We start from the raw sequence: 21,626 nt of genomic DNA, 5'->3' as shown, positions 1-21,626 counted from the left end.
TCCCGTGCTGCCATTCGGTTGACCAGGTCGCGATCGGGCCACTCTTGCGTGGTGCCCACGCGCGGAGCGCCGACCTCGCTCCAGCGGTTGCCCTGCCAAGAGCCCGCCGCCGACGCGCTACGCCTGCACGGCCAGGACCAGCGGCAACACCGCACTCGCACCCGCCTGCCGCAGCAGCCGGGCCGCCACCGTGACCGTCCACCCCGAGTCGACCGCGTCGTCGATCAGCAGGACCGGCCCCGGGGTCGCGGCCAGCGCCGACCGGAGCTCCTCGGGGAGCAGGAACGTGCTCGCCAGTGAGTGCAGCCGCTGCGCACTGTTGCTCCGGGGGCCGTGCGGCGGGCGGCCGGTCGCATAGCCGATCTGCCCGAGCAGCGGCAGGCGACCGATCGACGCCACCTGCGCGCTCAGGCTCCCGACCAGGGCCGGACGGGTGCTCGACGCCATCGAGACCACGCCGACCGGGCGGGCCGACCTGGTGCCGTCGGGGCCCTCGGGCCCGGCCCAGCCGCCGGGCCCGCGCGCCCAGTCGGCCAGCACACTGACCAGTGCGTCCAGCACCTCGGCGGGCACCGGCCCGTCCGGCGCCTGGTCGGCGAGCAGCGTACGCAGCCGGGTGCCCCAGCCGATGTCCGAAAGTCGGCCCAGGGCCCGGCCGGTTTCGGCCTGCTCCCCGGCCGGAATCCGACCCTTCAGCGAGACGCCCAGTGCGTCCATGCCCGTGGGCCACAGCCTGCGTGGCTCAAAGGTGACGCCCGGCCTGCCGAGCGCTGCCCTGGCCGCCCCGAGAGCCTCACCCGAGACCTCCGGCGCGTGACTGGCCCCCGCGCAGTTGTCGCACCGGCCGCAGGGCGTGGCGGCGTCGTCGTCGAGCTGGCGGCGCAGGAACTCCATCCGGCAGCCGCTCGTCGTGGCGTACTCGCGCATCGCTCGCTGCTCGGCCTCGCGGGATTCGGCGACCTTGGCGTAGCGAGCCGCGTCGTACGCCCACGGGGCGCCCGTCGCCGTCCAACCGCCGCGCACCCGGCGGACGGCCCCGTCGACGTCGAGCACCTTGAGCATCGTCTCCAGCCGGGCCCGGCGGAGGTCGACCCGGGTCTCCAGGGCAGCCGTCGACAGCGGCCGACCGGCCTCGGCGAGGGCGTCGATCGTCCGCCGGACCTGCTCCTCGGGCGGGAAGCCCAGCGAGGCGAAGTACCGCCAGATCGCCTCGTCCTCGCGGCCCGGCAGCAGCAGCACCTCCGCCCGCGCCACGCCACGCCCGGCACGGCCGACCTGCTGGTAGTACGCGATCGGCGAGCTGGGGGAGCCGAGGTGCACCACGAAGCCGAGATCGGGCTTGTCGAAGCCCATCCCCAGGGCTGAGGTCGCGACCAGGGCCTTGACCCGGTTGGCGAGAAGATCGGCCTCGGCGCTGCGGCGCTCGGCGTCCTCCGTCCGGCCGGAGTAGGAGGCGACCGGATACCCGCGCTGGCGGAGGAAGTCGGTGACCTCGTCGGTGGCGGCCACGGTCAGGGTGTAGATGATCCCGGAGCCGGGCAGCTCGGGGAGGTGGTCGGCGAGCCAGGCCAGCCGCTGCGCCGGGTCGGGGAGGGTGAGCACGCCGAGGCTCAGGCTCTCCCGGTCGAGCTCGCCACGCAGTACGAGCGCGCGCTCCCCGGTGCCGGTCGGGCCCATGTCCGTGGAACCGGTGAAGGGCGTGTCGGCGCCCGTGGCGGGATCGGTCGTGGGGGGCTGCGCGCTGCCGGTGCCGAGCTGCTCGGCGACGTCGGCGGTGACCCGGGAGTTGGCCGTCGCGGTGGTGGCCAGGACCGGGACGCCCGGGGCCAGGTCGGCCAGCATCGTGCGCAGGCGGCGGTAGTCGGGGCGGAAGTCGTGACCCCAGTCGGAGATGCAGTGCGCCTCGTCGACCACCAGCAGGCCGGTGGAGGCCGCGAGTTTCGGCAGCACCTGGTCGCGGAAGTCGGGGTTGTTCAGCCGCTCGGGGCTGACCAGCAGGATGTCGACCGCTCCGGCCGCGACCTCGGCCTGGATGACGTCCCACTCCTCGGGGTTGGCCGAGTTGATGGTGCGCGCGTGGATACCGGCCTTCGCGGCCGAATCGACCTGATTGCGCATCAGGGCCAGCAGAGGGGAGACGATCACCGTCGGCCCGGCGCCCCGTGCGCGCAGCAGCGAGGTGGCGATGAAGTAGACGGCGGACTTGCCCCAGCCGGTGCGCTGCACGACGAGGGCCCGCCGATGGTCGATGACCAGTGCCTCGATCGCCAGCCACTGGTCCTCGCGCAGCACGGCGGACGGGCCGGCCAGCTCGCGGAGCACCGCCTCGGCCCGCGCACGGACGGCGGCGCGGTCGGGGGACTGGTCGGTGGCGTGGCTCGGCTTCTGCATGGCTCAATCAATACCGCCTGCGACCGACAATCCGCGAACAGCGGTGACCATCGGCGCCGAGCAGCGGCCCGGCATCGGCGCCGCGCGCTGTGCGTAACTGTGAGGCTATAAGCAGTCAAGAATCCAAATCTGCACTATTTGCACCGATGTATCCGCATGTAAGGGTTAGGCCATTCGGGGGATCAAATGCTGGACCCCCCGGTTTATCCACAGGGCTGAGATTTCTCGCCCAGGTACCCACCTGGTGCGCCAATCTTCCCGGCATGAACAACGAACACGCAGCTCCGCTCCCCACCCGAGTCTCCACCCAGCTCCCCGCCAGGATGCGAGGCCCGGGAGACATGGCCGAGATGCTCCCGTACCTGCTGGGCTTCTTCCCCGACGACAGCATCGTCGTGGTCGGCCTGCACGGGCCCCAGCTCGAACAGGGCGGTGTGGTCCGGCTCGACATCCCCGACGACCCCGATTCCTGGCCGTCGGTCGCGGCGGACACCGTCCGGCTCCTGATCGACCTCTCCGAGCAGCGCGATCGCCGCCCCGAGCAGGCCCTGATCTACCTCTGCCACGACCCGGCGGACGGCGACACCCACGCGGCGATCAGCAGGCTGAGCCCGCTGGCCGTCCGGCTCGCCGAGGCCTTCCGCGCCGACGGGGTCAAGGTACGGGAGTCACTCGGCATCTCCGCGGGCCGCTGGTGGTCGTTCCTCTGCTGGGGCACCACCTGCTGCGGGCCGCAGGGTACCCAGATCCGCTCCGCCCACGTCCCGAGCGCGATCGCCGCTGCGGCGACCTTCGCCGGGCTGGCGCCTCGCGGCAGCCGCAAGGCGATCACCGCTGAGCTTCTCCCGATCACCGGGGCAGCGGCGGAGATCCAGCGGTCGGCGCTGCACCGCGCCACGCCGGAGCTGATCCGCGCCCTCCGGGGCGGCGCCGGGCACGCTGCGGTACTGGACCGGACGAGTGCCCTGATCGACGAGGCGATGGCGGAGTTCGCGGCGGGTGCCGACGAGATCGATCCCGACCGCACGGCGCTGTTGCTGAGCGGGCTGCAGGACAGGCTCGGTCGTGACCGCGGCGCCGAGTACGCGGAGCCGTACGAGCTCGCCACCGCCCAGCGCCTCTGGCGCTTCCTCGCGCAGCGCTGCGTCGCGCCGTTCGAGCACTTCGGGGCCGCCCCGCTGACTCTGCTCGCCTGGACGTCCTGGCTCGCGGCCGACAGCGCGACCGCACGGATCGTCCTCTCCAGGGCCCTCGATCTGGACCCGGACTACACGCTGGCGCAGCTGATCTACGAATCGCTCAATGCCGGGCTGCTGCCGGACGAGCTGCTCGACAGCATCCGGGCGGAACGCGCCGCTCGGCGCCCTCCGGGGCGGGTGCCGGTACCCCGGCCCCGGGCGCCGCACGCCGACGGGCCGCCGGACACCCCGTCGGGCGAGGCCGGGCCCAGCGCCCCACCCGGGGCACCCCCGCAGACCGGAGAGCGCTCGGGCGGCGCGCCCCGAGTCCCTTCGCAGACCACCCCGACCGGCCCGGTGGCGGCAGAACCGCGCGGCACCGTGGATGGCCGGCCGGAGGTGGACGACACACCGCACGGCAGGGCTTCCGCGTGCCGCTCCTCGGTCGGCCATGCCGCACCGCGCCGACGGCCGCCCGCGGCCCCTCGTCGGGTCACCGGTGGAGGAGCAGCCGACCGTACCGACCCCACCGACGCCACCGACCGGACCGGCCACCCCGGCGCCACCGACCGGACCGGCCACCCCGGCGGTACCCGGAAGCGACGACGCCTGGTGTCCAGGGCGCCGAGCCACTGATGTTCCGGGAAGGAGCCGTCATGACGCAGCCGAAGCCGACGCCGCCGGGGCCCCGCCTCCACGGGCCCCGACGCAGCCTCCTCGCCGGACTCGGCAACCAGCTCGCGGCCCGGCTAGAGCTCGCCGCGCGCCATCCTGATCAGGCGGTCGAGCACCTGCCCGCCGCTCATCCGAAGTCCGTCGTGCTCCCACTCGTTGGTCACCCAGGCCCGCAGGCCCGCCACGGCGTCGGCAGTTGCCAGCGAATCCGCGGTGTCCACGTACATGTCGTCGTGGTAGACGGCTGCCACCACCGGCACGGTGTTGGCAGCGAGCCGCTCGAGGTCGTACAGGTCGGGCCAGTCGCCCCGCTCGGCGAGCAGCTGCGCCGTCTCGCGGAGCGGCTGCAGCGCCGGATCGGTCTCGAACAGCGCGGGGTAGATCATCTCGCCGGTGAAGAGGACCGGCGCGCCCGACTCCAGCGCGAGCGCCGCGTCGAAGGCGGGGAATTCGCCGCGCACCCGTTCAGCAGCCCAGCCCGTCCCGGCCTCGTCCACCGAGCGCTGGCCGTAGATCGACTCGTGCAGCACGGCGTACAGCGGGCCGCTGCCGAAGGCGAGCTGAGCCTGCGCGCCCGCGAGGAAGCTGTCGGAGAGCTCAGGGCCGTCCACACCGTCGACCCACGCCTCCTCCAGCAGGTAGTGCAGCGCGTGCGAGCCCGTGCCCGAGCCCAGCATCAGGCCGAGCCCCTGGAAGGCCTCGACGGTGAGGATGCCGCCGTCCGGCAGCCGGGCCGGGGTCTTCGCCAGGTGCGCGGCGATCCCGCGCACCACGGCGACGTCCTGCGGGTAGCGCGAGTAGTGCGCGGAGTTCTTTCGAGCCACTCGCGGGTACGCGGCGCGGTACACGTCTGCCGCCGACGTTCGCAGGCCCGCCAGGCCGCCCGTCACGAACGCCTCGCGCAGCCCCTCCGGCGCCAGCGAGAGGTACGTCAGGGTGCAGAACCCGCCGAAGCTCTGGCCGAGCAGGCTCCACCGGCCGCCCTCGCCCAGCAGTCGACGCCGGATCAGCTCGGCGTCTCGGACGATCGAGTCGGCCCGGAAGTGGGCCAGGTAGTCGGCCTGCTGCTGCGGGCCGCCCCGGCGGCCGAGCGTCTGCCGGGTGGCGGGGGTCGACCGCCCGGTCCCGCGCTGGTCGAGCAGCAGCACCCGGTAGTCGTCCAGGGCCCGTACCAGCCAGCTGTCCCGGCCCAGCGGCCGGTTGGCCCTTCCGCCGGGGCCGCCCTGGAGGAAGAGCAGCCACGGCAGGTCGTCGTTCTCCCGGCCGGGCGCCACCACCTCGCGGGCGTACACCTCGATCTGCTCGCCGTCAGGGGCCTGGTGGTCGAGCGGCACCTGGAAGACGTGGTCGGTCGTGACAATCCCGGGCAGCCGGCTGGCGGTGGACATGCAACTCCTCGGTATGTGCTGGTGACGGGCGCGGTTCGGCGACCACCTGCGATGTTCCGGTCTTCCACCGGCCTTCGTGTGGCGGTGGCAGCTGCGGCAGCGGCCCGGTTCTCCCGGTGCGAACGCCGCCGCCTGCGCACCGTATCCTGGCGGCGGCCGGGAGTCGGCAAGGGCGGTCCCGAGCACGGGCCCGGCTGGATCCGGCACCCTGGCTCCGCACGTTCGGGGGAGCGGGTGGGGCCGGTACGACCGCGCCGAGCGGGTGTTCGGCGGCTGCCAGGGTGGGGCGGCAGTTGTCCTGCCGGCGTGACCTGGCGGAGGTTCGGGGCGTTCATCCTGCGGGGTGGTCGTGGGCCCGTCCCCGACGGCCGGCCCAGCTGGACCTGCCGCGCCGGCCCGACTGGCCCGACCGGCCCGCAAGCACCGTCGGGTGGCCTGACCGGTCGTCGTATCAGGGCTGATGTCCGGGTGCCGCGCGGGACAGGCACCTGGGCAGTACACCGGGTGCGGCTGTGGGCATGGCTTCGGGCGCGGGCGTACTGCGGCGGCCTCCGGACCAGCCGCATCAATCCGCTGACCACGGGGCAGACCATGCCCTGGGTGTCCGGCGGGTACCGGCAGCAGCCGGGTCGCTGGTCGGCCCCGACCGCACGACGAGCACAGACAGCAACACAGTCAGCAGCACGAGCACGAGCACGAGCACGAGCACGAGCACGACCAGACCGCGATCGAGCATGCGCTCGGCCGACCGGGCCAGCGCCCGGCGGTCGGCCGAGGGAGGAGAGCCAGGTGACGGCCACGACGCCATCCCAGGCAGAGCCACAGTCAGTGCCGCCGAGCGCGCCCGTCCACACCATGCCGGTCGGGCCGACCACGCCGCCGCCTCCCTTCGCCCCGCCGACTGTCAGCTCACGCCCCGTCACTCAGCCCCCCGTCAGCCCACCCACCCTCACCCAGCAGGTGCCTCAGCCGCCACCACCGCAACCGTCGCAAGCCCCGCAGGTGCCGCCGGGTGCCGCCCCCGGCCCCCAGCGCCCGCAGGCCCCGGGGCGGGCCCAGGCCCTGTCCGCCCACGCCGAGGTCATCTGCGTGAACGCTCCGGCGATGGCAGCGTCCGGGCCGGACGGGCAGCTGCGTGGTCACAGCCTGCACGGCTTCTTCCGCGCCGGAGTCCGGGTGCTCGCGAGGATGGAGCTGCGGCTCGGGGGCTTCGAGCCCTTGCCCCTCCAGGGGACGCTCACCTCGGCTGCCGAGGCACGGTTCGTCGGCGCCGTCCGGGTGCCGGGCGATCCGGATCCGGACCCGGCGCTGACGGTCGAGCGGCTCAGGCACGCCGACGGCGTGGAGACCGTCACGGTACGTAACACCAGCGGTCGGCCCGCCCGGCTGCCGCTGGAGATCACGCTCGGGACGGACCTCGGTCAGCTGGCCGAGGTCGCTGCGGGGCAGCGCTGGCCCGATCTGCCCGCACAGGTGCAGTCGGCCGGTCTGCGCTGGGTCGGTCAGCACCACAGCGCCACGGTGGCGGCCCGGCCGTCCCCGCATGCCGTGCTGGCCGGCGCCGGCGTGCTGCGCTGGGACCTGGAGGTACAGCCCGGCGCGCGTTGGCAGGTCGAGTTGCGAACCGAGCTGGAGATCCTCAACCCCGGTGTGGTGCGTCCGCCCACCGGCCGTGGCCAGGGCGTGCCGCTTCCGTGGTCGGCCCCGGAGGTGCGGTGCGACGACTCGCGCGTCGAGCTGCTCGTCCCACGTTCGCTCGACACCCTCGGGGGGCTGCTGCTGGCCGACCCGGACCGTCCCACCGACCTCTACGCCGCCGCCGGCGTGCCGTGGCGCTTCGGGCTGACCTCGGCTGACGCCCTCTGGGCCGCCAGGATGACGCTCCCGTTGGGTACTCGCCTCGCCGCCGGTACGCTCCGTGCACTCGCACGCCGTCAGTACTCCGGGGGCGCACGCCCCGAGGGTGTGATCCCGGGCGCGCTTCGCCACGCCGGGCCCGAGCTGCCGCCGTCCTGCACTGCCACGGAGGCGACGCTGCTGTTCGTCACGGTGCTGGCGGAGGCCTGGCGCTGGGGCATGCCGACCCACGAGGTGGCCGAGTTGATCCCGGCCGCCGAGCGGGCCCTCGCAGCGCTGCGCGCCAACCTGACGGACCTCGCTCCCGAGGGCAGCGTCCGCCGTCACGAGACCGGCGATGACGCGGCGGCCCAGGAGGGCCCTCCCGTCGAGGGCCCCACCGGCTTCGTCACCGATCTGGGCCGCACCGCCGAGGAGCGCAGCACCCGCCCGGTGCCTGCCCGCTGCGAGGTGCAGGCTCAGGCCCACCGGGCGGCGTTGCACGGAGCGGAGCTGCTGGAGGCCTTCGGCCGCCCGGGTGCAGCGGAGTGGCGAGGTTGGGCGGCAGCGCTGCGCGACCGCTTCCGGGAGCAGTTCTGGATCGATGACCTGTCAGGCGGCAGACCGGCCGCAGCCCTTGTCGGGCCGGGCCGCCCGCTGCCCGCCGTGGCCTCGTCCTTCGTCCACCTGCTCGACCTCGGCCTCGCCGCCGACGGCGCCCACCACGAGGGGCTGCTCGACCGTGAGCAGACCAGGCTGCTCGCCCAGCGCCTGGTGGCTCCCGAATTCGACTGCGGCTGGGGCCTGCGCACGCTCAGCGCGAAGTCCCCCCGCTTCAACCCGCTGGGGCACCGCAGCGGCGCCGTCCGCGTCCACGAGACCGCTCTCGCGGTGGCCGGGCTGTCCGGCGCCGGGTTCGAGCGGGAGGCGGGCGAGCTGCTGTCCGGCCTGCTGGATGCCGCCGCGCACTTCGAGGGCCGGCTGCCCGAGATGTATGCGGGGGAGCAGCGGGTGACCGGGTGTCCGCCGGTGCCGCACCCGGCGGCCTGCCGTCCGGCGGCGGTCTCGGCTGCTTCCGCCGTCCACCTGGTGGCCGCACTCGCCGGGGTGCGCCCGGATGTCCCGGCGGGCCGGGTGCTCGTCCGCCCGGCCAGTTCGGCGCCGCTCGGTGAGCTGGAGCTGACAGGCCTGCGGGTCGCGGGGGAGCCGTTCTCGGTCCGGGTGAGCCGGATCGGTGTCGCTGTGGTGGAGGAGGCATCCCCAGAGCTCCAGCTGGGCGCCCGTTGACCTGGCCGGCCCCCGGCACCCCGGCCCCCGGCAACCCGGCCCCCCGCCTCGGCACCCCGGCCCCCCGCCTCGGCCCGCCCCCTCGGGGCGAGCATCACCCCAGGTCCCCGGACCTGTGCTTATCGTCAGAGAGACGACTATCATCGTCTCCATGTCGCGTTATGACCCGTCGGCCTTTCCCCCGTTCGCTGTCACGGTCGACCTGGTGGTGCTGACGGTGCGGGAGCACGCGTTGAGTGCCCTGCTGGTCCGAAGAGGCGAGCCGCCGTTTCAGGGGTACTGGGCACTGCCCGGTGGTTTCGTGCGCCCGGACGAGGGGCTCGCCGAGGCGGCGTCCCGCGAGCTCGCCGAGGAGACCGGCCTGCGGGCCTACTCCACAGCGGGCCAGAGCTCAGCCGGCGCCCACCTCGAACAGCTCGCGACCTACGGGCACCCGCAGCGCGACCCCCGGATGCGAGTGGTGAGCGTGGCCCACCTCGCGCTCGCCCCCGATCTGCCGACGCCGCGCCCGGGTGGCGACGCCAGCAGCGCCCGCTGGGCTCCGGCCGGCGAGTTGATCGGGCAGAGCCCGGCCGACGGCGTGCCGCTGGCCTTCGACCACGGGCGGATCCTCGCGGACGGTGTGGAGCGGGCCCGCTCGAAGATCGAGTACTCCTCGCTCGCCACGGCCTTCTGCCCGCCCGAGTTCACCGTGGGCGAGCTGCGCCAGGTCTACGAAGCGGTGTGGGGCGTCGCTCTCGACCCTCGGAACTTCCACCGCAAGGTCACCGGCACCCCTGGCTTTCTGGTGCCGACCGGTGGCACGACGACCCGTCAGGGCGGCCGCCCGGCTCAGCTCTTCAAGGCGGGCGGCGCGACCGTGCTCAACCCGCCGATGCTCCGCCCGGAGTCCTGAAACCCGTCCGGGTTCCAGGTGACACGTGTGGCGTCCGGACCCCGTTCCGCTTGTCGCCTGATCGGGTGAGCTGTGTGACCACGCGGGGTGCGAACCATCCGTAATGCCCGAATTCTCCTTCTCTGCGGCCTACTGTGCTGGCGCGGGGCAGACACGGGGACCACCCGTGCCTCGCGGACCCTGTCGGCCGAGGACGTGGGAGCAGGCAGCGATGATCCAGATCACCGGACTGACCAAGGTCTACCGCCGAGGCCGTCCCCCCGCCCTGCTCGATCTGACCTTCGACACCAGGCCGGGCATGGTCACCGCCCTGCTCGGGGCCGAGGACGCGGGGAAGTCCACCGCCCTGCGGCTGATGGTCGAGTTGGAGTGCGGCCAGGGCATCACCCTCTTCGACGGCCGGACCTACCGCCGCCTGCGCCGCCCCGAACGTGAGGTCGGCGTCCTGCTGCCCCCTGGGCACGGAATGGCCGGGCACCCCGGCCGCCGGGCCCGCAGTCATCTGCGGATGCTGGCCGGAGCAGTGGGCGTCCCGGGCCGTCGGGCCGACGAACTGCTGGAGCAGACCCGGTTGGCGAGCGTCGCCGAACATCGGCTGCGCTCCTTCTCACCGGGCATGCACCGCCGCCTCGCGCTCGCCGCCGCCCTGCTGGGCGATCCGGGCACTCTGCTGCTGGACTGCCCCACCGAGGAGCTCTCGCCGCGCAATGTCGAGTGGTTCCACTCCTTCCTCCGCTCGTTCGCGGTCGCCGGCGGCACGGTCCTGGTGACCACCCGCACGCCACAGGAGGCATCGGTCCTGGCCGATCGGGTGATCACCCTGGACCAGGGGCGCCTGATCGCGGATCAGCCGGTCACGGAGTTCCGCCGCACCCGGCTCCACCCGGAGGTGGCCGTCCGGGGCCCGCAGATGGCCCGCCTCGCGGACCTGCTCACCGAGCAGGGCGCACAGGTCCGCCGGGACGGCGGCGTCGGCATCGCCGTGAGCGGCGTCGGCCGCACCGAGATCGGCGAACTCGCCTACCGGCACGGCATCCTGCTCCACGAGCTGGCCGACCGGGTGGTCGAACAGCCCGTCGCCCACCCGACCCTCCCCGCCGCCTCGGGCCGGTCCGGTCACGTCCAACTGCGCGGGCCGGCCACGGCCCTGGTAGGTGCCGCTGCCCCGAGCCAGGCCCAGGCCCCGAGCCAGGCCCAGGCCGCGAGCCAGGCCCAGACTCCTACCGCGCCGAGGCAGCACGACGCCCCGACGACAGTCCTGCCGCCGCTCTTCCGCCTCGAGCGCCCAGGCGGGTTGCCCGACCAGGTGTCGGCAACGGCCCCCGCCCCCGCCCCGACCCCCGCCCTCAGTCCCGACCATCGGAGCGAGTGACCGTGCGCGTACTGGCATACGAGACGCGGCGGCTGCGCGGCCTCCGCTCGACCTGGTTCCTGCTCGCTGCCGTCCTGCTCGGCGACGTCGCCGTGGCGGCCCTGCTGGCCCGTCAGCTGCCCTCGGGGACGCTGTCCGCGGCGGCGGCCGTGCGGGTGGTGACCGCCGTCGTGCCGCTGCTCCCGCTGCCGATCGCGGCCCTCGGGGCGGGAGCGCTGGGGGCGCTCTCGTACGGGCACGAGGTCCGTCACCCGGGGCTGGCGGCTTCGCGGGTGTCGTACCGGCGGCGGATCGGCCTGCTGACGGGGAAGCTCGCGGTGGTCGGGGCGGTGTCGGCGGCTCTCGCGGTCGTCACGCTGGCGCTGGACGCCGTCGCGCTCCGGCTCGCGCTCCCCCCGGGGGCGCGTGCCGGGCGGGTGTTCACGCCGGAGACTGTGGACCCGCGGCTCTTCGCGCAGGAGGGCTCCGTCCTCCGGTCGCTCGCCGTGTTCGTAGCCCTGGTGGTGCTGGCGGCCTGGACGGGCCTGCTGCTGACCTCCCTGGCGCGGAGCGCGGCTGCGGGTGTGCTGATCCTCTGCGCGCTGCCGCCGCTGCTGGAGCCGGTGCTCTCGCTGGTCCTGCGGCAGGCCGGGCGGGGGTGGCCGGAGCTGGTGCGGGAGTTGCTGCCGTTCCAGTACGGCCTCGACTGGGCACGGGGTGAGGCGTTGCCGCGTGCGGCGGGGGCGTTGGAGCCGCTGCTGGTGGCGGTGGTCCTCGCCCCGCCGGCCGTCCTGCTGGTCGCCTGCCTGCTCGTCCAGGCCCGCCGCCGTGCACTCTGACCACGGGGAGCACGGATACGACGCCCGTCACGACAACGACCGTTGTGGCGGCGAGTGTGATGGCGATCGTGACGGCGATCGTGACGGCCAGTCATGAAGATCGCTCTGCAGCGCGGGAAAAATCCGGTTCTGGCTGATAAGAGGTCAATTATCCGGTCACGGGCGATCACCCTTTCGTGTGCTTTTCACGAGAATTCTCAAGCCGGGGCCGCCGATCGCCGACAAAGGACGTGTGAGTACCCTTGCGCACCCCACCATGACCGCAGCTCGCTCGGCCGACGCAGTCGGCTCCGCGGAGCTGGACCGCTTCTCCTACGCCGATCGGCCCATCCCGCCCGCCCCCCGCTGGGAGGGCGCCGAGACCGACCTCTCCCGGGTCGGTCGCAAGACCACGAGCAGCCGGGGACGTGGTCTCCACGGGCAGCTCGTCCAGCAGCTCGGCCAGATGATCGTCTCGGGCGATCTGGGCGCCGACCGTCCGCTCGTCCCCGAGGAGATCGGCCAGCGTTTCGAGGTCTCCCGCACCGTCGTCCGCGAGTCGCTGCGGGTGCTGGAGGCGAAGGGCCTGGTCAGCGCCCGGCCGAACGTCGGCACCCGGGTCCGCCCGGTCGCCGACTGGAACCTGCTCGACCCGGACATCATCGAGTGGCGCGCCTTCGGGCCGCAGCGCGACGAGCAGCGCCGCGAGCTCTTCGAGCTGCGCTGGGCGATCGAGCCGCTGGCGGCGCGGCTGGCCGCCGGCCACGGCCGGGAGGACGTCCAGCAGCGGCTGGTCGAGCTGACCGAGATCATGGCCCACACCGGCTCCCAGGGCGATCTGGTCAGCTACGGCCGGGCCGACACCGAGCTGCACGCCCTCGTCCTGCAGATGGCGGGCAACCGGATGCTGGAGCACCTCTCGAGCGTCATCTCCTGCTCGCTGCACGTGTCCGGCGGGCAGGCGGCCTCGTGCGAGCGCCCCTCGGAGTCCTCGGTGAGCCTGCACACCCGCCTGGTCGACGCCCTCGGCACCGGCGACGGCACCGCCGCCGAGGCCGCTGTCCGGGCGCTGCTCACCGTCCACCCCGAGGTCGAGCACTCCGTCCCGGCCCCGCGCGAGCACTGAGCCGGGGTCGGGGAGGACGGATTTCGGGCGGTGGGGAGCGACCTCCGGGCGACTCGTGGCGCCGGTGTGACCGGCGCCACGAAGGCTATGCGTAACACTGGAGGGGTAGCAGCGATGTGTACGGAGCGGAAGCAGCTCCGGGAATACCGCCACAGTGTCAGAATGCTGTGTTGGTCTGCGGCGCTGCTGCCGTCCTGCAAACCCAGTCCTCAAGCCCGAGCCGGTCGGAATCGACAGCGCGTGCGTGTCTGCGCGTGATCCTTCCCCGCCCTCTCGGGCGGCCCGGTACGGGTTCGAGATCCACTCATCGTCCGAGAGGTTGTTCGTGTCGGCCAGCACATCCCGTTCGCTCCCCCCCGAGATCGCCGAGTCCGCAGCTCTGCTCGCGCTCATCGAGCGGGGCAAGGCCCAGGGGCAGATCGCCGGTGACGACGTGCGTCAGGCATTCGAGGCGGACCAGATCCCGGTCACCAAGTGGAAGAACGTCATGCGCAGCCTCAACCAGGTTCTGATTGAGGAAGGAGTGGACCTCATGGTCAGTGCGGCGGAGCCCGCCGGCTCCAAGCGCAAGAGCGTTGCGGCCAAGAGCACCACCAAGCGCACGGCGACCAAGACGGTCACCCGCACCCCGGTGGCCCAGACCAAGCCGCCCGTCCGGATCGCCCCTGCGGCGAGCACCGGCGCCCCGACGGTCACCTCGACCGTCGAGGTCACCGTCGTCGACAGCATCGAGATGGCCGAGGCCCGGGTCGCCGCCAAGAAGGCTGCCGCTCCCGCCAAGAAGGCCGTCGCCAAGAAGGCTGCCGCCCCGGCCAAGAAGACCGCCGCCAAGAAGACCACCGCCGCCAAGGGCAAGGGTGACGAGGAGCTCGGCGACGAGGAGTCCGTCGAGGAGACGGCACTGCCCGGCGACAAGGCCGAGGGTGCCGACGCTCCCGAGGAGGAGTCGGAGGGCTTCGTCCTCTCCGACGACGACGAGGACGACGCTCCCGCCCAGCAGGTCGCCGTCGCCGGTGCCACCGCCGACCCGGTCAAGGACTACCTGAAGCAGATCGGCAAGGTCCCGCTGCTCAACGCCGAGCAGGAGGTCGAGCTCGCCAAGCGCATCGAGGCCGGCCTCTTCGCCGAGGACAAGCTCAGCGCCGCGGACAAGCTGGCCCCCAAGCTCAAGCGCGAGCTGGAGATCATCGCCGAGGACGGTCGCCGCGCGAAGAACCACCTGCTGGAGGCCAACCTCCGTCTCGTGGTCTCCCTCGCCAAGCGCTACACCGGCCGCGGCATGCTCTTCCTGGACCTGATCCAGGAGGGCAACCTCGGTCTGATCCGCGCGGTCGAGAAGTTCGACTACACCAAGGGCTACAAGTTCTCGACGTACGCCACCTGGTGGATCCGTCAGGCGATCACCCGCGCGATGGCCGACCAGGCCCGCACCATCCGTATCCCGGTGCACATGGTCGAGGTCATCAACAAGCTGGCCCGCGTCCAGCGCCAGATGCTCCAGGACCTGGGCCGCGAGCCCACCCCGGAGGAGCTGGCCAAGGAACTCGACATGACCCCCGAGAAGGTCATCGAGGTCCAGAAGTACGGCCGTGAGCCGATCTCCCTGCACACCCCCCTCGGTGAGGACGGCGACAGCGAGTTCGGTGACCTGATCGAGGACTCCGAGGCGGTCGTCCCGGCCGACGCGGTCTCCTTCACCCTGCTCCAGGAGCAGCTGCACTCGGTGCTCGACACCCTGAGCGAGCGCGAGGCGGGCGTGGTCTCGATGCGCTTCGGCCTGACGGACGGTCAGCCGAAGACGCTGGACGAGATCGGCAAGGTCTACGGCGTGACGCGTGAGCGCATCCGCCAGATCGAGTCGAAGACCATGTCCAAGCTGCGTCACCCGTCGCGGTCCCAGGTGCTGCGCGACTACCTGGACTAGATCCGGCTGCTCGGTCCGACTGCTCGGTCCGACTGCTCATCCCGGAAGGGCCCGGAGTGCTTCACGCACTCCGGGCCCTTCCGGCGTGTCGGGGCGGGTGCGTCGCTCGTCCGGGTGGCGTCGGCGGCGCTGACGCCACTTCAGGTGACCGGGCGACTACGCTGAGTCGGTTCCCTGTCGTCGGACCATCTTGGAGACATCGGTGCAGCCCACCCCGAATGCCACGTCACGGCGTCGTCGGCCGATCGCGCTGGCGCTGCTGGCGGTCCTCCCGGCCCCGCTGCTCGCGATCGGCACGGCGACCCAGGCCGAGGCGCAGGCGCAGCACCGGATCGTCGGCGGTCACCCGGCGTCGCTCTCCCAGCACCCGTGGGTGGTCGCGCTCGCGAGCACCCAGCAGTTCGGCACTGCCCGCTCGGGGCAGTTCTGCGGTGGGACGCTGGTCACGCCGACCAAGGTGGTGACGGCGGCACACTGCTTCTACGACGAGCGCGGCAACCGGACCGACCGGCCCGGCCTGAAGGCGATCGTCGGCCGGGAGGACCTGAACCGCCGGGACGGCCGCGAGGTGACGGTCCGTACGGTGTGGATCCACCCGCAGTACTCGTTCGACGCCAACATGCAGGATGTGGCGGTGCTCACGCTGGCCGAGGCCCAGCCCGACGCGTCCACCCTCGAACTGGTCGGCCAGGGCGAGACGGAGCCGTACGCGGCGGGGACGCCGGCCGAGGTCTACGGCTGGGGGGACACCACCGGCAACGGCAGTTACGCGTCGGCGCTGCGCGGGGTCGAGGTGCCGATCGTGCCGGACGGCGCCTGCGCCGCGGCCTACCCGGGTGGCAGTGCGAACGGCGGCTTCGACGCCCGGGGCATGGTCTGCGCGGGCGAGCAGCAGGGTGGCAAGGATGCCTGCCAGGGTGACAGCGGCGGTCCGCTGGTCGTCGCCGGGCGCCTGGTCGGCGTCGTCTCCTGGGGCACGGGTTGCGCGGAGGCCGACCACCCCGGGGTGTACACGAGGCTCTCGGCCGTGGCGGACGCGGTCAGGGCCAAGCTCTGACGGCCTGTCAACTCTACGTGTCCGAGTGACAGCGGTGTGTGAGGGTCGGGGAAATGACAGAGCCGGACGGTGGCCCCTGGAGGGGGTCGCCGTCCGGCTCGACGCCTAGCTCGACGGAGCTCGCCGAGCGAGCCGCGAGGTCAGCGTTCGTCGTCGGGGGCCGGGGCTGTGGCGGTCGTGCTGAGACGGCCGCTCTCGTCCTGTATCTCGACGGCGATCTTCTTCAGTTCAGGCTCGAACTTCCGCCCGTGGTGGGCGCAGAAGAGCAGCTCTCCGCCGCTCGCGAGTACGACGCGCAGGTATGCCTGGGCGCCGCAACGGTCGCAGCGGTCAGCCGCGGTCAGCGGGCTCGCAGGTGTCAGAACAGTAGTCACGTCGCCTCTTCTCTAGCTCGACGAGCTGTCGTACCAGGGTCAACATCCAACCAGGCCGAAAACGTTCCCGCTCGTGGCTTTTCTTCTCTGAGGATTCTGCTGTGTTTGTTGCTGAGGACGTGCCCACGGCGTCGGCGGTTCATGCGTACCGATTCCGAGAGCATCCCGAGCGGCTCGAACGTCCGATCGAAGCGACGGGCGAGGTCCGCGTAGCATAATCCTCCGCTGGGTTGGAGCATAAGCCCCGCCCCTGGCACCGGTAGCCTGCATATCGGCAGTTCGACAGCCTGCGCCGCGCGCTACGATCCGCCAGGACCCGTGGCCGGAGGTGGAGATGACGCTCCGCGCCCCCCGCCGTCGGCGGAGGTCTTGTTCGCGCAGCGCGTACAAGCGGCACGGGGTCGAACCACCGCTGTCTCAGCTGTCGGAAACACTGTGGAAGCCGAGAGGGAGCCGACCGGGCCGGTCGGCCGGAGTCGGGCGAGGAAGTCGAAGGGTGGTCCAGGACGATGGGAGTGCGCACCGTGCGTGAGGCAGCGACAACGGGCTGCGAGGTGGGCGCATGAGTGCCGAGACCCGGACGGCCGACGACGGTTCCAACTACACGGCCCGGCACCTGCTCGTACTGGAGGGCCTGGAGGCCGTCCGCAAGCGCCCCGGCATGTACATCGGTTCGACCGACAGCCGTGGCCTGATGCACTGCCTCTGGGAGATCATCGACAACTCGGTCGACGAGGCGCTCGGCGGCTTCTGCGACCGCATCGAGGTGATCCTGCACGACGACGCCTCGGTCGAGGTCCGCGACAACGGCCGGGGCATCCCCGTCGACGTCGAGCCGAAGACCGGCCTCTCCGGCGTCGAGGTCGTCATGACCAAGCTGCACGCGGGCGGCAAGTTCGGCGGTGGCTCGTACGCCGCCTCCGGCGGTCTGCACGGTGTCGGCGCCTCCGTGGTGAACGCGCTCTCCGCCCGCCTCGACGTAGAGGTCGACCGCGGTGGGCACACCCATGCGATCAGCTTCCGCCGGGGCGCACCCGGCATCTTCACCGAGCTCAGCCCGGATGCGCCCTTCGAGCCGGCCAACGGCCTGACCCGCAAGAGCAAGGCCCCGCGCGGCCGCACCGGCACCCGGACCCGCTACTGGGCCGACCGGCAGATCTTCCTCAAGGAAGCCAGGATCACGCTGGAGGGGCTGCACAGCCGTGCCCGCCAGACGGCCTTCCTCGTCCCCGGCCTCACCATCATCGTCCGTGACGAACGGCTGACGGAGAGCGAGAAGGTCGAGGAGGAGACCTTCCACTTCGACGGCGGCATCAGCGAGTTCTGCGAGTTCCTCGCGCCCGACAAGGCCGTCTCCGACGTGCTGCGGCTCCACGGCGAGGGCACCTTCAAGGAGACCGTGCCCGTCCTGGACGAGCTCGGCCACATGACACCCACCGAGGTCACCCGGCAGCTCGGCGTCGACATCGCCCTGCGCTGGGGCGCCGGCTACGACACCACGCTGCGCTCCTTCGTCAACATCATCGCCACCCCCAAGGGCGGCACCCACGTCACCGGCTTCGAGCGCTCGCTGGCCAAGACGGTGAACGAGGCGCTGCGCGCGAGCAAGCTGCTGCGCGTCGCCGAGGACGACGTCACCAAGGACGACACCACTGAGGGCCTCACCGCCGTGGTCACCGTCCGGCTCGCCGAGCCGCAGTTCGAGGGCCAGACCAAGGAGGTGCTCGGCACCTCGGCGGCCAACCGGATCGTCGCGGCCGTCGTCGCCAAGGAGCTCAAGGCCTTCCTCACCTCCAGCAAGAAGGACGAGAAGCTCCAGGCCCGCGCCGTCCTGGAGAAGGTCGTCGCCGCCGCCCGCACCCGCGTCGCGGCCCGCCAGCACAAGGAGGCGCAGCGCCGGAAGACCGCGCTGGAGACCTCCTCGCTGCCCGCGAAGCTGGCCGACTGCCGCAGCGACGACGTCGAGCGCAGCGAACTCTTCATCGTCGAGGGCGACTCCGCGCTCGGCACCGCGAAGCTGGCCCGCAACTCCGAGTTCCAGGCCCTGCTGCCGATCCGCGGCAAGATCCTGAACGTGCAGAAGGCGTCCGTCGCCGACATGCTCAAGAACGCCGAGTGCGCCTCGATCATCCAGGTGATAGGGGCCGGTTCCGGCCGCACCTTCGACATCGAGCAGGCCCGGTACGGCCGGGTCATCTTCATGGCCGACGCCGACGTCGACGGATCGCACATCCGCACCCTGCTGCTGACGCTCTTTCAGCGCTACATGCGGCCGATGATCGAGCAGGGCCGGGTCTTCGCGGCCGTCCCGCCGCTGCACCGGATCGAGCTCACCAACCCCAAGCGCGGGCAGGAGAAGTACCACTACACGTACTCGGACTCCGAGATGCGCTCCACGATGCTGGAGTTCCAGCGCAAGGGCCTGCGCTGGAAGGAGCCGGTGCAGCGGTACAAGGGCCTCGGTGAGATGGACGCCGACCAGCTGGCCGAGACGACCATGGACCCCCGGCACCGGACGCTGCGGCGGATCAACCTGGCGGATCTGGAGCTGGCGGAGAAGACCTTCGACCTGCTGATGGGCAACGACGTGGCGCCCCGCAAGGAGTTCATCGTCGACTCGGCCGCGACGATGGACCGCTCGCGCATCGACGCCTGACAGCAGCGGTGCAGGGCCCTCTCCACCTCCGGGTGGAGGGGGCCCGACCGCGTGGTTCAACCCTGGCTCCGATCCCCGGCGGGGCGGGGCTCCCTAGCGTTGAGGAGGTCAGGAAGACCCCCTCGCGGTTCGGAGTACCTGCCATGAACGGCGCCCTCAACACCCTGGTCATCGTCGCGGTGGCCGCTCTCGTGATCGGCCGTCAGTTCCGGGCCCGGAGGCTGGACTCCGAGCGCCGGGTCTGGCTGATCCCGCTCGTCCTCGCGGTGCTCGCGCTGCGCGACCCGGCGCTCCTCGACTCGCGCCATGTGGCGTTCTCCGTCCTGCTGCTGGCCGCCGGGGTGGTGGTCGAGATCGCCCTCGGGAGCGTCTGGGGCTGGACGGCCAAGCTCTGGTACGGCGAGGACGGCGGCATCTGGGTCAAGGGCACCCCCGTCGCGATGGCCGCTTGGGCGGGGATGCTGGTGCTGCGCGGCGGCCTGTACGCGATCGGCGCCGCGCTGGGCGTGCACCAGGGGACGAACCAGCTGCTGCTGGCGCTGGCCGCGCTGCTGCTGGTGCGCGGCGTTGTCCTCCAGTGGCGGGCCCGGACGCTGGCGGCGTCGTACCGTGTCCCTGACCTGACCCGCTGAGAGGCCTCCCGTGCAGATCCGGACGTCCTGGACCGACTGGCCGCCGCGCGCCGGGCTGAGCCGGGAGGCGCAGAGCCAGGCCAGGATGCTGCTCTCGGTGCTGACCCGGCTGGTGCTGCTCGTGGTGGTGGTCTGGGGCACGTACTCGCGGGGGCGGTTCGCCGGCTGGTCGGCGGTCGGGGTGGGCGCCATGGTCGTCGCCGCCGCCCTGCTGGCCACGGTGTTCTTCCGGGCGACGCTGGCGCAGCGGTGGCGCTCCAGCGCGGCGGCGGTCGTCGGGCTGCTGCTGCTCGCCTCGGCGGCCGACTGGGGGCTGCACGCCTACCTGCTGGCCGACGTGGTCTGGTCGGCGCTGGGCGTCATGGCGCTCGTCCGGCTGCCGCTGGCGGCCGGGGCGCTGACGGCGGGGGTGTCCTTCGTCCTGTACACGGCGGCGAGTTGGGACAGCTGGCTGAGCATCGGGACGACGGTCGGCGGGCTCTCGCTGCTGGGCTACCTGCTGCGGCTGGACACCGAGGCCCGGGGCACCGCGCACCTCCTGCTGCAGCAGGAGCGTGCGGCGCGGGCCGCCGAGGCGGAGTCGGCGGCGCTGGCCGAGCGGGCGAGGATCGCCCGGGAGATCCACGACGTGCTGGCGCACAGCCTCTCGGCGCAGCTGGTGCACCTGGAGGCGGCCCGGCTGATGCTGGACGCCGGGGCCGACCGTGAGCAGGTCCGTGAGCGGGTGGTGGCGGCCCGCCGGATGGCACAGGACGGGTTGGCCGAGACCCGCCAGGCGCTGTCGGCGCTGCGTGGCGAGTTCGCGCCGGTCGGGGAGTTCCTGGCGGAGCTGACCCGGCGTGAGGAGGCGGAGTTCAGCGTCGAGGGCGTCGTCAGGCCACTGCCCGCCGAGACCGGGCTCGCCGTCGGCCGGACGGCGCAGGAGGCACTCACCAACGCGCGCAAGCACGCCCCGGGCGCCCGCGTCCGGGTGCGGCTCAGCTACCCGGACGGTGCCGTCGAGCGTGAGGGCACGGTCGAGCTGGAGGTGCGCAACGGCCGCCCGCCGCGCGGCGCATCGCCCGGTCCGCTGGCGGACGCGGGCAGCGGGTACGGTCTGCTGGGGATGCGCGAGCGTGCCGAGCTGCTCGGCGGGGAACTGCTGGCGGGGCCGGACGAAGGAGGATGGCGCGTGCTGCTGCGGGTGCCGGTATGACGGAGCGGCCGGTCAGGGTGCTGGTCGCCGACGACCAGACGGTGGTGCGCGAGGGGATCGTGATGCTGCTGGGGCTGCTGCCGGGCATCGAGGTGGTCGGCGCGGCGGCGGACGGCGAGGAGGCCGTCCGGCTGGTGGGGGTGCACGCGCCGGACGTCGTCCTGATGGACCTTCGGATGCCGCGCTGCGACGGCGTCGAGGCGACCAGGCGGATCCGCGCGGAGCACCCCGGCACCGAGGTCGTCATCCTCACCACCTACGCCGACGACGACTCGCTCTTCCCCGCGCTCCAGGCCGGCGCGCGCGGCTACCTGACCAAGGACGCGGGCGGTGAGGAGATCGCCCGCGCCATCGCGGACGTGCGCTCGGGCGCGGCCGGGCTCTCGCCGCAGGTGCAGCGGCGCCTGCTGGAGCGGCTCGCCCACCAGCACCAAGCCGCCCACCAGCACCAACCCGCCCACCGGCACGAGGCTGCGCCGCCCCCGGCCGTGCTGCCGGACGGGCTGACCGCCCGGGAGGCGGAGGTGCTCGCCCTGATCGCGGAGGGGCTCTCCAACGCCGAGATCGCCCAGCGGCTCTTCGTCAGCCCGGCGACGGTGAAGACCCACATCAACAACCTGTTCGCCAAGACGGCCGTGCGCGACCGGGCCCAGGCGGTGGCGTACGCCTTCCGGCACGGCATCGGCAGAAACGCGTGATCTTACCTGGTCACTGACCCTTCGTCACCTGATTGGCCCTCACCTCTTCGAGTGAAGCGGCCGGTATCGGCTCGCTCGGGCGTGCCGGGCGCGACCATCCTGGTCCGGACAGGTGCGTCCGGAGCCGACCCCTCCGGCGCCGACG

General features: G+C 72.7%; 15 protein-coding genes. 12 read left to right on the top strand and 3 right to left on the bottom strand.

Annotation, left to right across the window (positions count from 1 at the left end; genetic code table 11):
* Positions 1–117: 117 nt before the first annotated feature.
* Positions 118–2,391 carry a DEAD/DEAH box helicase gene (locus tag ACR68M_RS09355; RefSeq protein ID WP_441249981.1) on the bottom strand — a complete coding sequence of 758 codons (2,274 nt, stop codon included), beginning with the start codon at positions 2,389–2,391 and terminating at the stop codon, positions 118–120.
* 263 nt (positions 2,392–2,654) lie between these two features.
* On the opposite strand from ACR68M_RS09355, the gene ACR68M_RS09350 reads away from it, so the two are divergent.
* Positions 2,655–4,205 carry a DUF4192 domain-containing protein gene (locus tag ACR68M_RS09350; protein ID WP_441249980.1) on the top strand — a complete coding sequence of 517 codons (1,551 nt, stop codon included), beginning with the start codon at positions 2,655–2,657 and terminating at the stop codon, positions 4,203–4,205.
* 113 nt (positions 4,206–4,318) lie between these two features.
* On the opposite strand, the gene ACR68M_RS09345 is transcribed toward ACR68M_RS09350, so the two are convergent.
* Entirely contained in the window at positions 4,319–5,632 is a 1,314-nt protein-coding gene (locus ACR68M_RS09345; RefSeq protein WP_441249979.1) for an alpha/beta fold hydrolase, read from the bottom strand.
* A gap of 855 nt (positions 5,633–6,487) precedes the next feature.
* On the opposite strand from ACR68M_RS09345, the gene ACR68M_RS09340 reads away from it, so the two are divergent.
* From ACR68M_RS09340 to ACR68M_RS09310, 7 genes are all read left to right on the top strand, one after another.
* Entirely contained in the window at positions 6,488–8,755 is a 2,268-nt protein-coding gene (locus ACR68M_RS09340) for an amylo-alpha-1,6-glucosidase (RefSeq protein ID WP_441251556.1), read from the top strand.
* Positions 8,756–8,906: 151 nt separating this feature from the next.
* Positions 8,907–9,650 (top strand): NUDIX hydrolase, encoded by a 744-nt coding sequence (locus ACR68M_RS09335; protein ID WP_441249978.1) that lies wholly within the window; start codon positions 8,907–8,909, stop codon positions 9,648–9,650.
* Positions 9,651–9,861: 211 nt separating this feature from the next.
* Positions 9,862–11,022 carry an ATP-binding cassette domain-containing protein gene (locus ACR68M_RS09330; protein ID WP_441249977.1) on the top strand — a complete coding sequence of 387 codons (1,161 nt, stop codon included), beginning with the start codon at positions 9,862–9,864 and terminating at the stop codon, positions 11,020–11,022.
* Positions 11,023–11,024: 2 nt separating this feature from the next.
* On the top strand, positions 11,025–11,840 hold the full coding sequence (locus tag ACR68M_RS09325; RefSeq protein ID WP_441249976.1) for a hypothetical protein: 816 nt from the start codon (positions 11,025–11,027) through the stop codon (positions 11,838–11,840).
* Between the two features lie 232 nt (positions 11,841–12,072).
* Positions 12,073–12,945 carry a FadR/GntR family transcriptional regulator gene (locus tag ACR68M_RS09320; protein WP_441249975.1) on the top strand — a complete coding sequence of 291 codons (873 nt, stop codon included), beginning with the start codon at positions 12,073–12,075 and terminating at the stop codon, positions 12,943–12,945.
* Between the two features lie 319 nt (positions 12,946–13,264).
* Complete coding sequence (locus ACR68M_RS09315; RefSeq protein ID WP_441249974.1) at positions 13,265–14,869, top strand: RNA polymerase sigma factor; 1,605 nt, start codon at positions 13,265–13,267, stop codon at positions 14,867–14,869.
* Between the two features lie 202 nt (positions 14,870–15,071).
* Entirely contained in the window at positions 15,072–15,926 is an 855-nt protein-coding gene (locus tag ACR68M_RS09310) for a S1 family peptidase (RefSeq protein ID WP_441249973.1), read from the top strand.
* Between the two features lie 140 nt (positions 15,927–16,066).
* Here ACR68M_RS09310 and ACR68M_RS09305 read toward each other — a convergent pair whose 3' ends face one another.
* Positions 16,067–16,300, bottom strand: a complete 234-nt coding sequence (locus ACR68M_RS09305; protein WP_441249972.1) for a DUF7455 domain-containing protein — start codon at positions 16,298–16,300, stop codon at positions 16,067–16,069.
* Between the two features lie 562 nt (positions 16,301–16,862).
* Here ACR68M_RS09305 and ACR68M_RS09300 point away from each other — a divergent pair.
* The 4 genes from ACR68M_RS09300 (at position 16,863) to ACR68M_RS09285 (ending at position 21,481) form a co-directional block, all read left to right on the top strand.
* Complete coding sequence (locus tag ACR68M_RS09300; protein ID WP_441249971.1) at positions 16,863–18,956, top strand: DNA gyrase/topoisomerase IV subunit B; 2,094 nt, start codon at positions 16,863–16,865, stop codon at positions 18,954–18,956.
* Positions 18,957–19,099: 143 nt separating this feature from the next.
* Positions 19,100–19,588, top strand: coding sequence for a DUF1453 domain-containing protein (locus ACR68M_RS09295; RefSeq protein WP_441249970.1), 489 nt, complete (start codon positions 19,100–19,102; stop codon positions 19,586–19,588).
* 10 nt (positions 19,589–19,598) lie between these two features.
* Entirely contained in the window at positions 19,599–20,783 is a 1,185-nt protein-coding gene (locus ACR68M_RS09290) for a sensor histidine kinase (protein ID WP_441249969.1), read from the top strand.
* Positions 20,780–21,481, top strand: a complete 702-nt coding sequence (locus tag ACR68M_RS09285; RefSeq protein WP_441249968.1) for a response regulator — start codon at positions 20,780–20,782, stop codon at positions 21,479–21,481. Before ACR68M_RS09290 ends, ACR68M_RS09285 begins: the two co-directional genes overlap by 4 nt.
* Positions 21,482–21,626 lie beyond the last annotated feature (145 nt).

This window comes from Kitasatospora sp. McL0602 (genome assembly GCF_052076145.1).
Classification (GTDB): domain Bacteria; phylum Actinomycetota; class Actinomycetes; order Streptomycetales; family Streptomycetaceae; genus Kitasatospora.
Note: the sequence above shows the minus strand (reverse complement) of the source record. Positions and strands in the feature narration are given on the sequence as shown.

What these genes read in the sequence shown, in the direction of transcription:
- ACR68M_RS09355 (WP_441249981.1), bottom strand. Translation starts at nt 2,391, where the DNA reads ATGCAGAAGCCGAGCCACGCCACCGACCAGTCCCCCGACCGCGCCGCC.
- ACR68M_RS09350 (WP_441249980.1), top strand. Translation starts at nt 2,655, where the DNA reads ATGAACAACGAACACGCAGCTCCGCTCCCCACCCGAGTCTCCACCCAG.
- ACR68M_RS09345 (WP_441249979.1), bottom strand. Translation starts at nt 5,632, where the DNA reads ATGTCCACCGCCAGCCGGCTGCCCGGGATTGTCACGACCGACCACGTC.
- ACR68M_RS09340 (WP_441251556.1), top strand. Translation starts at nt 6,488, where the DNA reads ATGCCGGTCGGGCCGACCACGCCGCCGCCTCCCTTCGCCCCGCCGACT.
- ACR68M_RS09335 (WP_441249978.1), top strand. Translation starts at nt 8,907, where the DNA reads ATGTCGCGTTATGACCCGTCGGCCTTTCCCCCGTTCGCTGTCACGGTC.
- ACR68M_RS09330 (WP_441249977.1), top strand. Translation starts at nt 9,862, where the DNA reads ATGATCCAGATCACCGGACTGACCAAGGTCTACCGCCGAGGCCGTCCC.
- ACR68M_RS09300 (WP_441249971.1), top strand. Translation starts at nt 16,863, where the DNA reads ATGAGTGCCGAGACCCGGACGGCCGACGACGGTTCCAACTACACGGCC.
- ACR68M_RS09295 (WP_441249970.1), top strand. Translation starts at nt 19,100, where the DNA reads ATGAACGGCGCCCTCAACACCCTGGTCATCGTCGCGGTGGCCGCTCTC.
- ACR68M_RS09285 (WP_441249968.1), top strand. Translation starts at nt 20,780, where the DNA reads ATGACGGAGCGGCCGGTCAGGGTGCTGGTCGCCGACGACCAGACGGTG.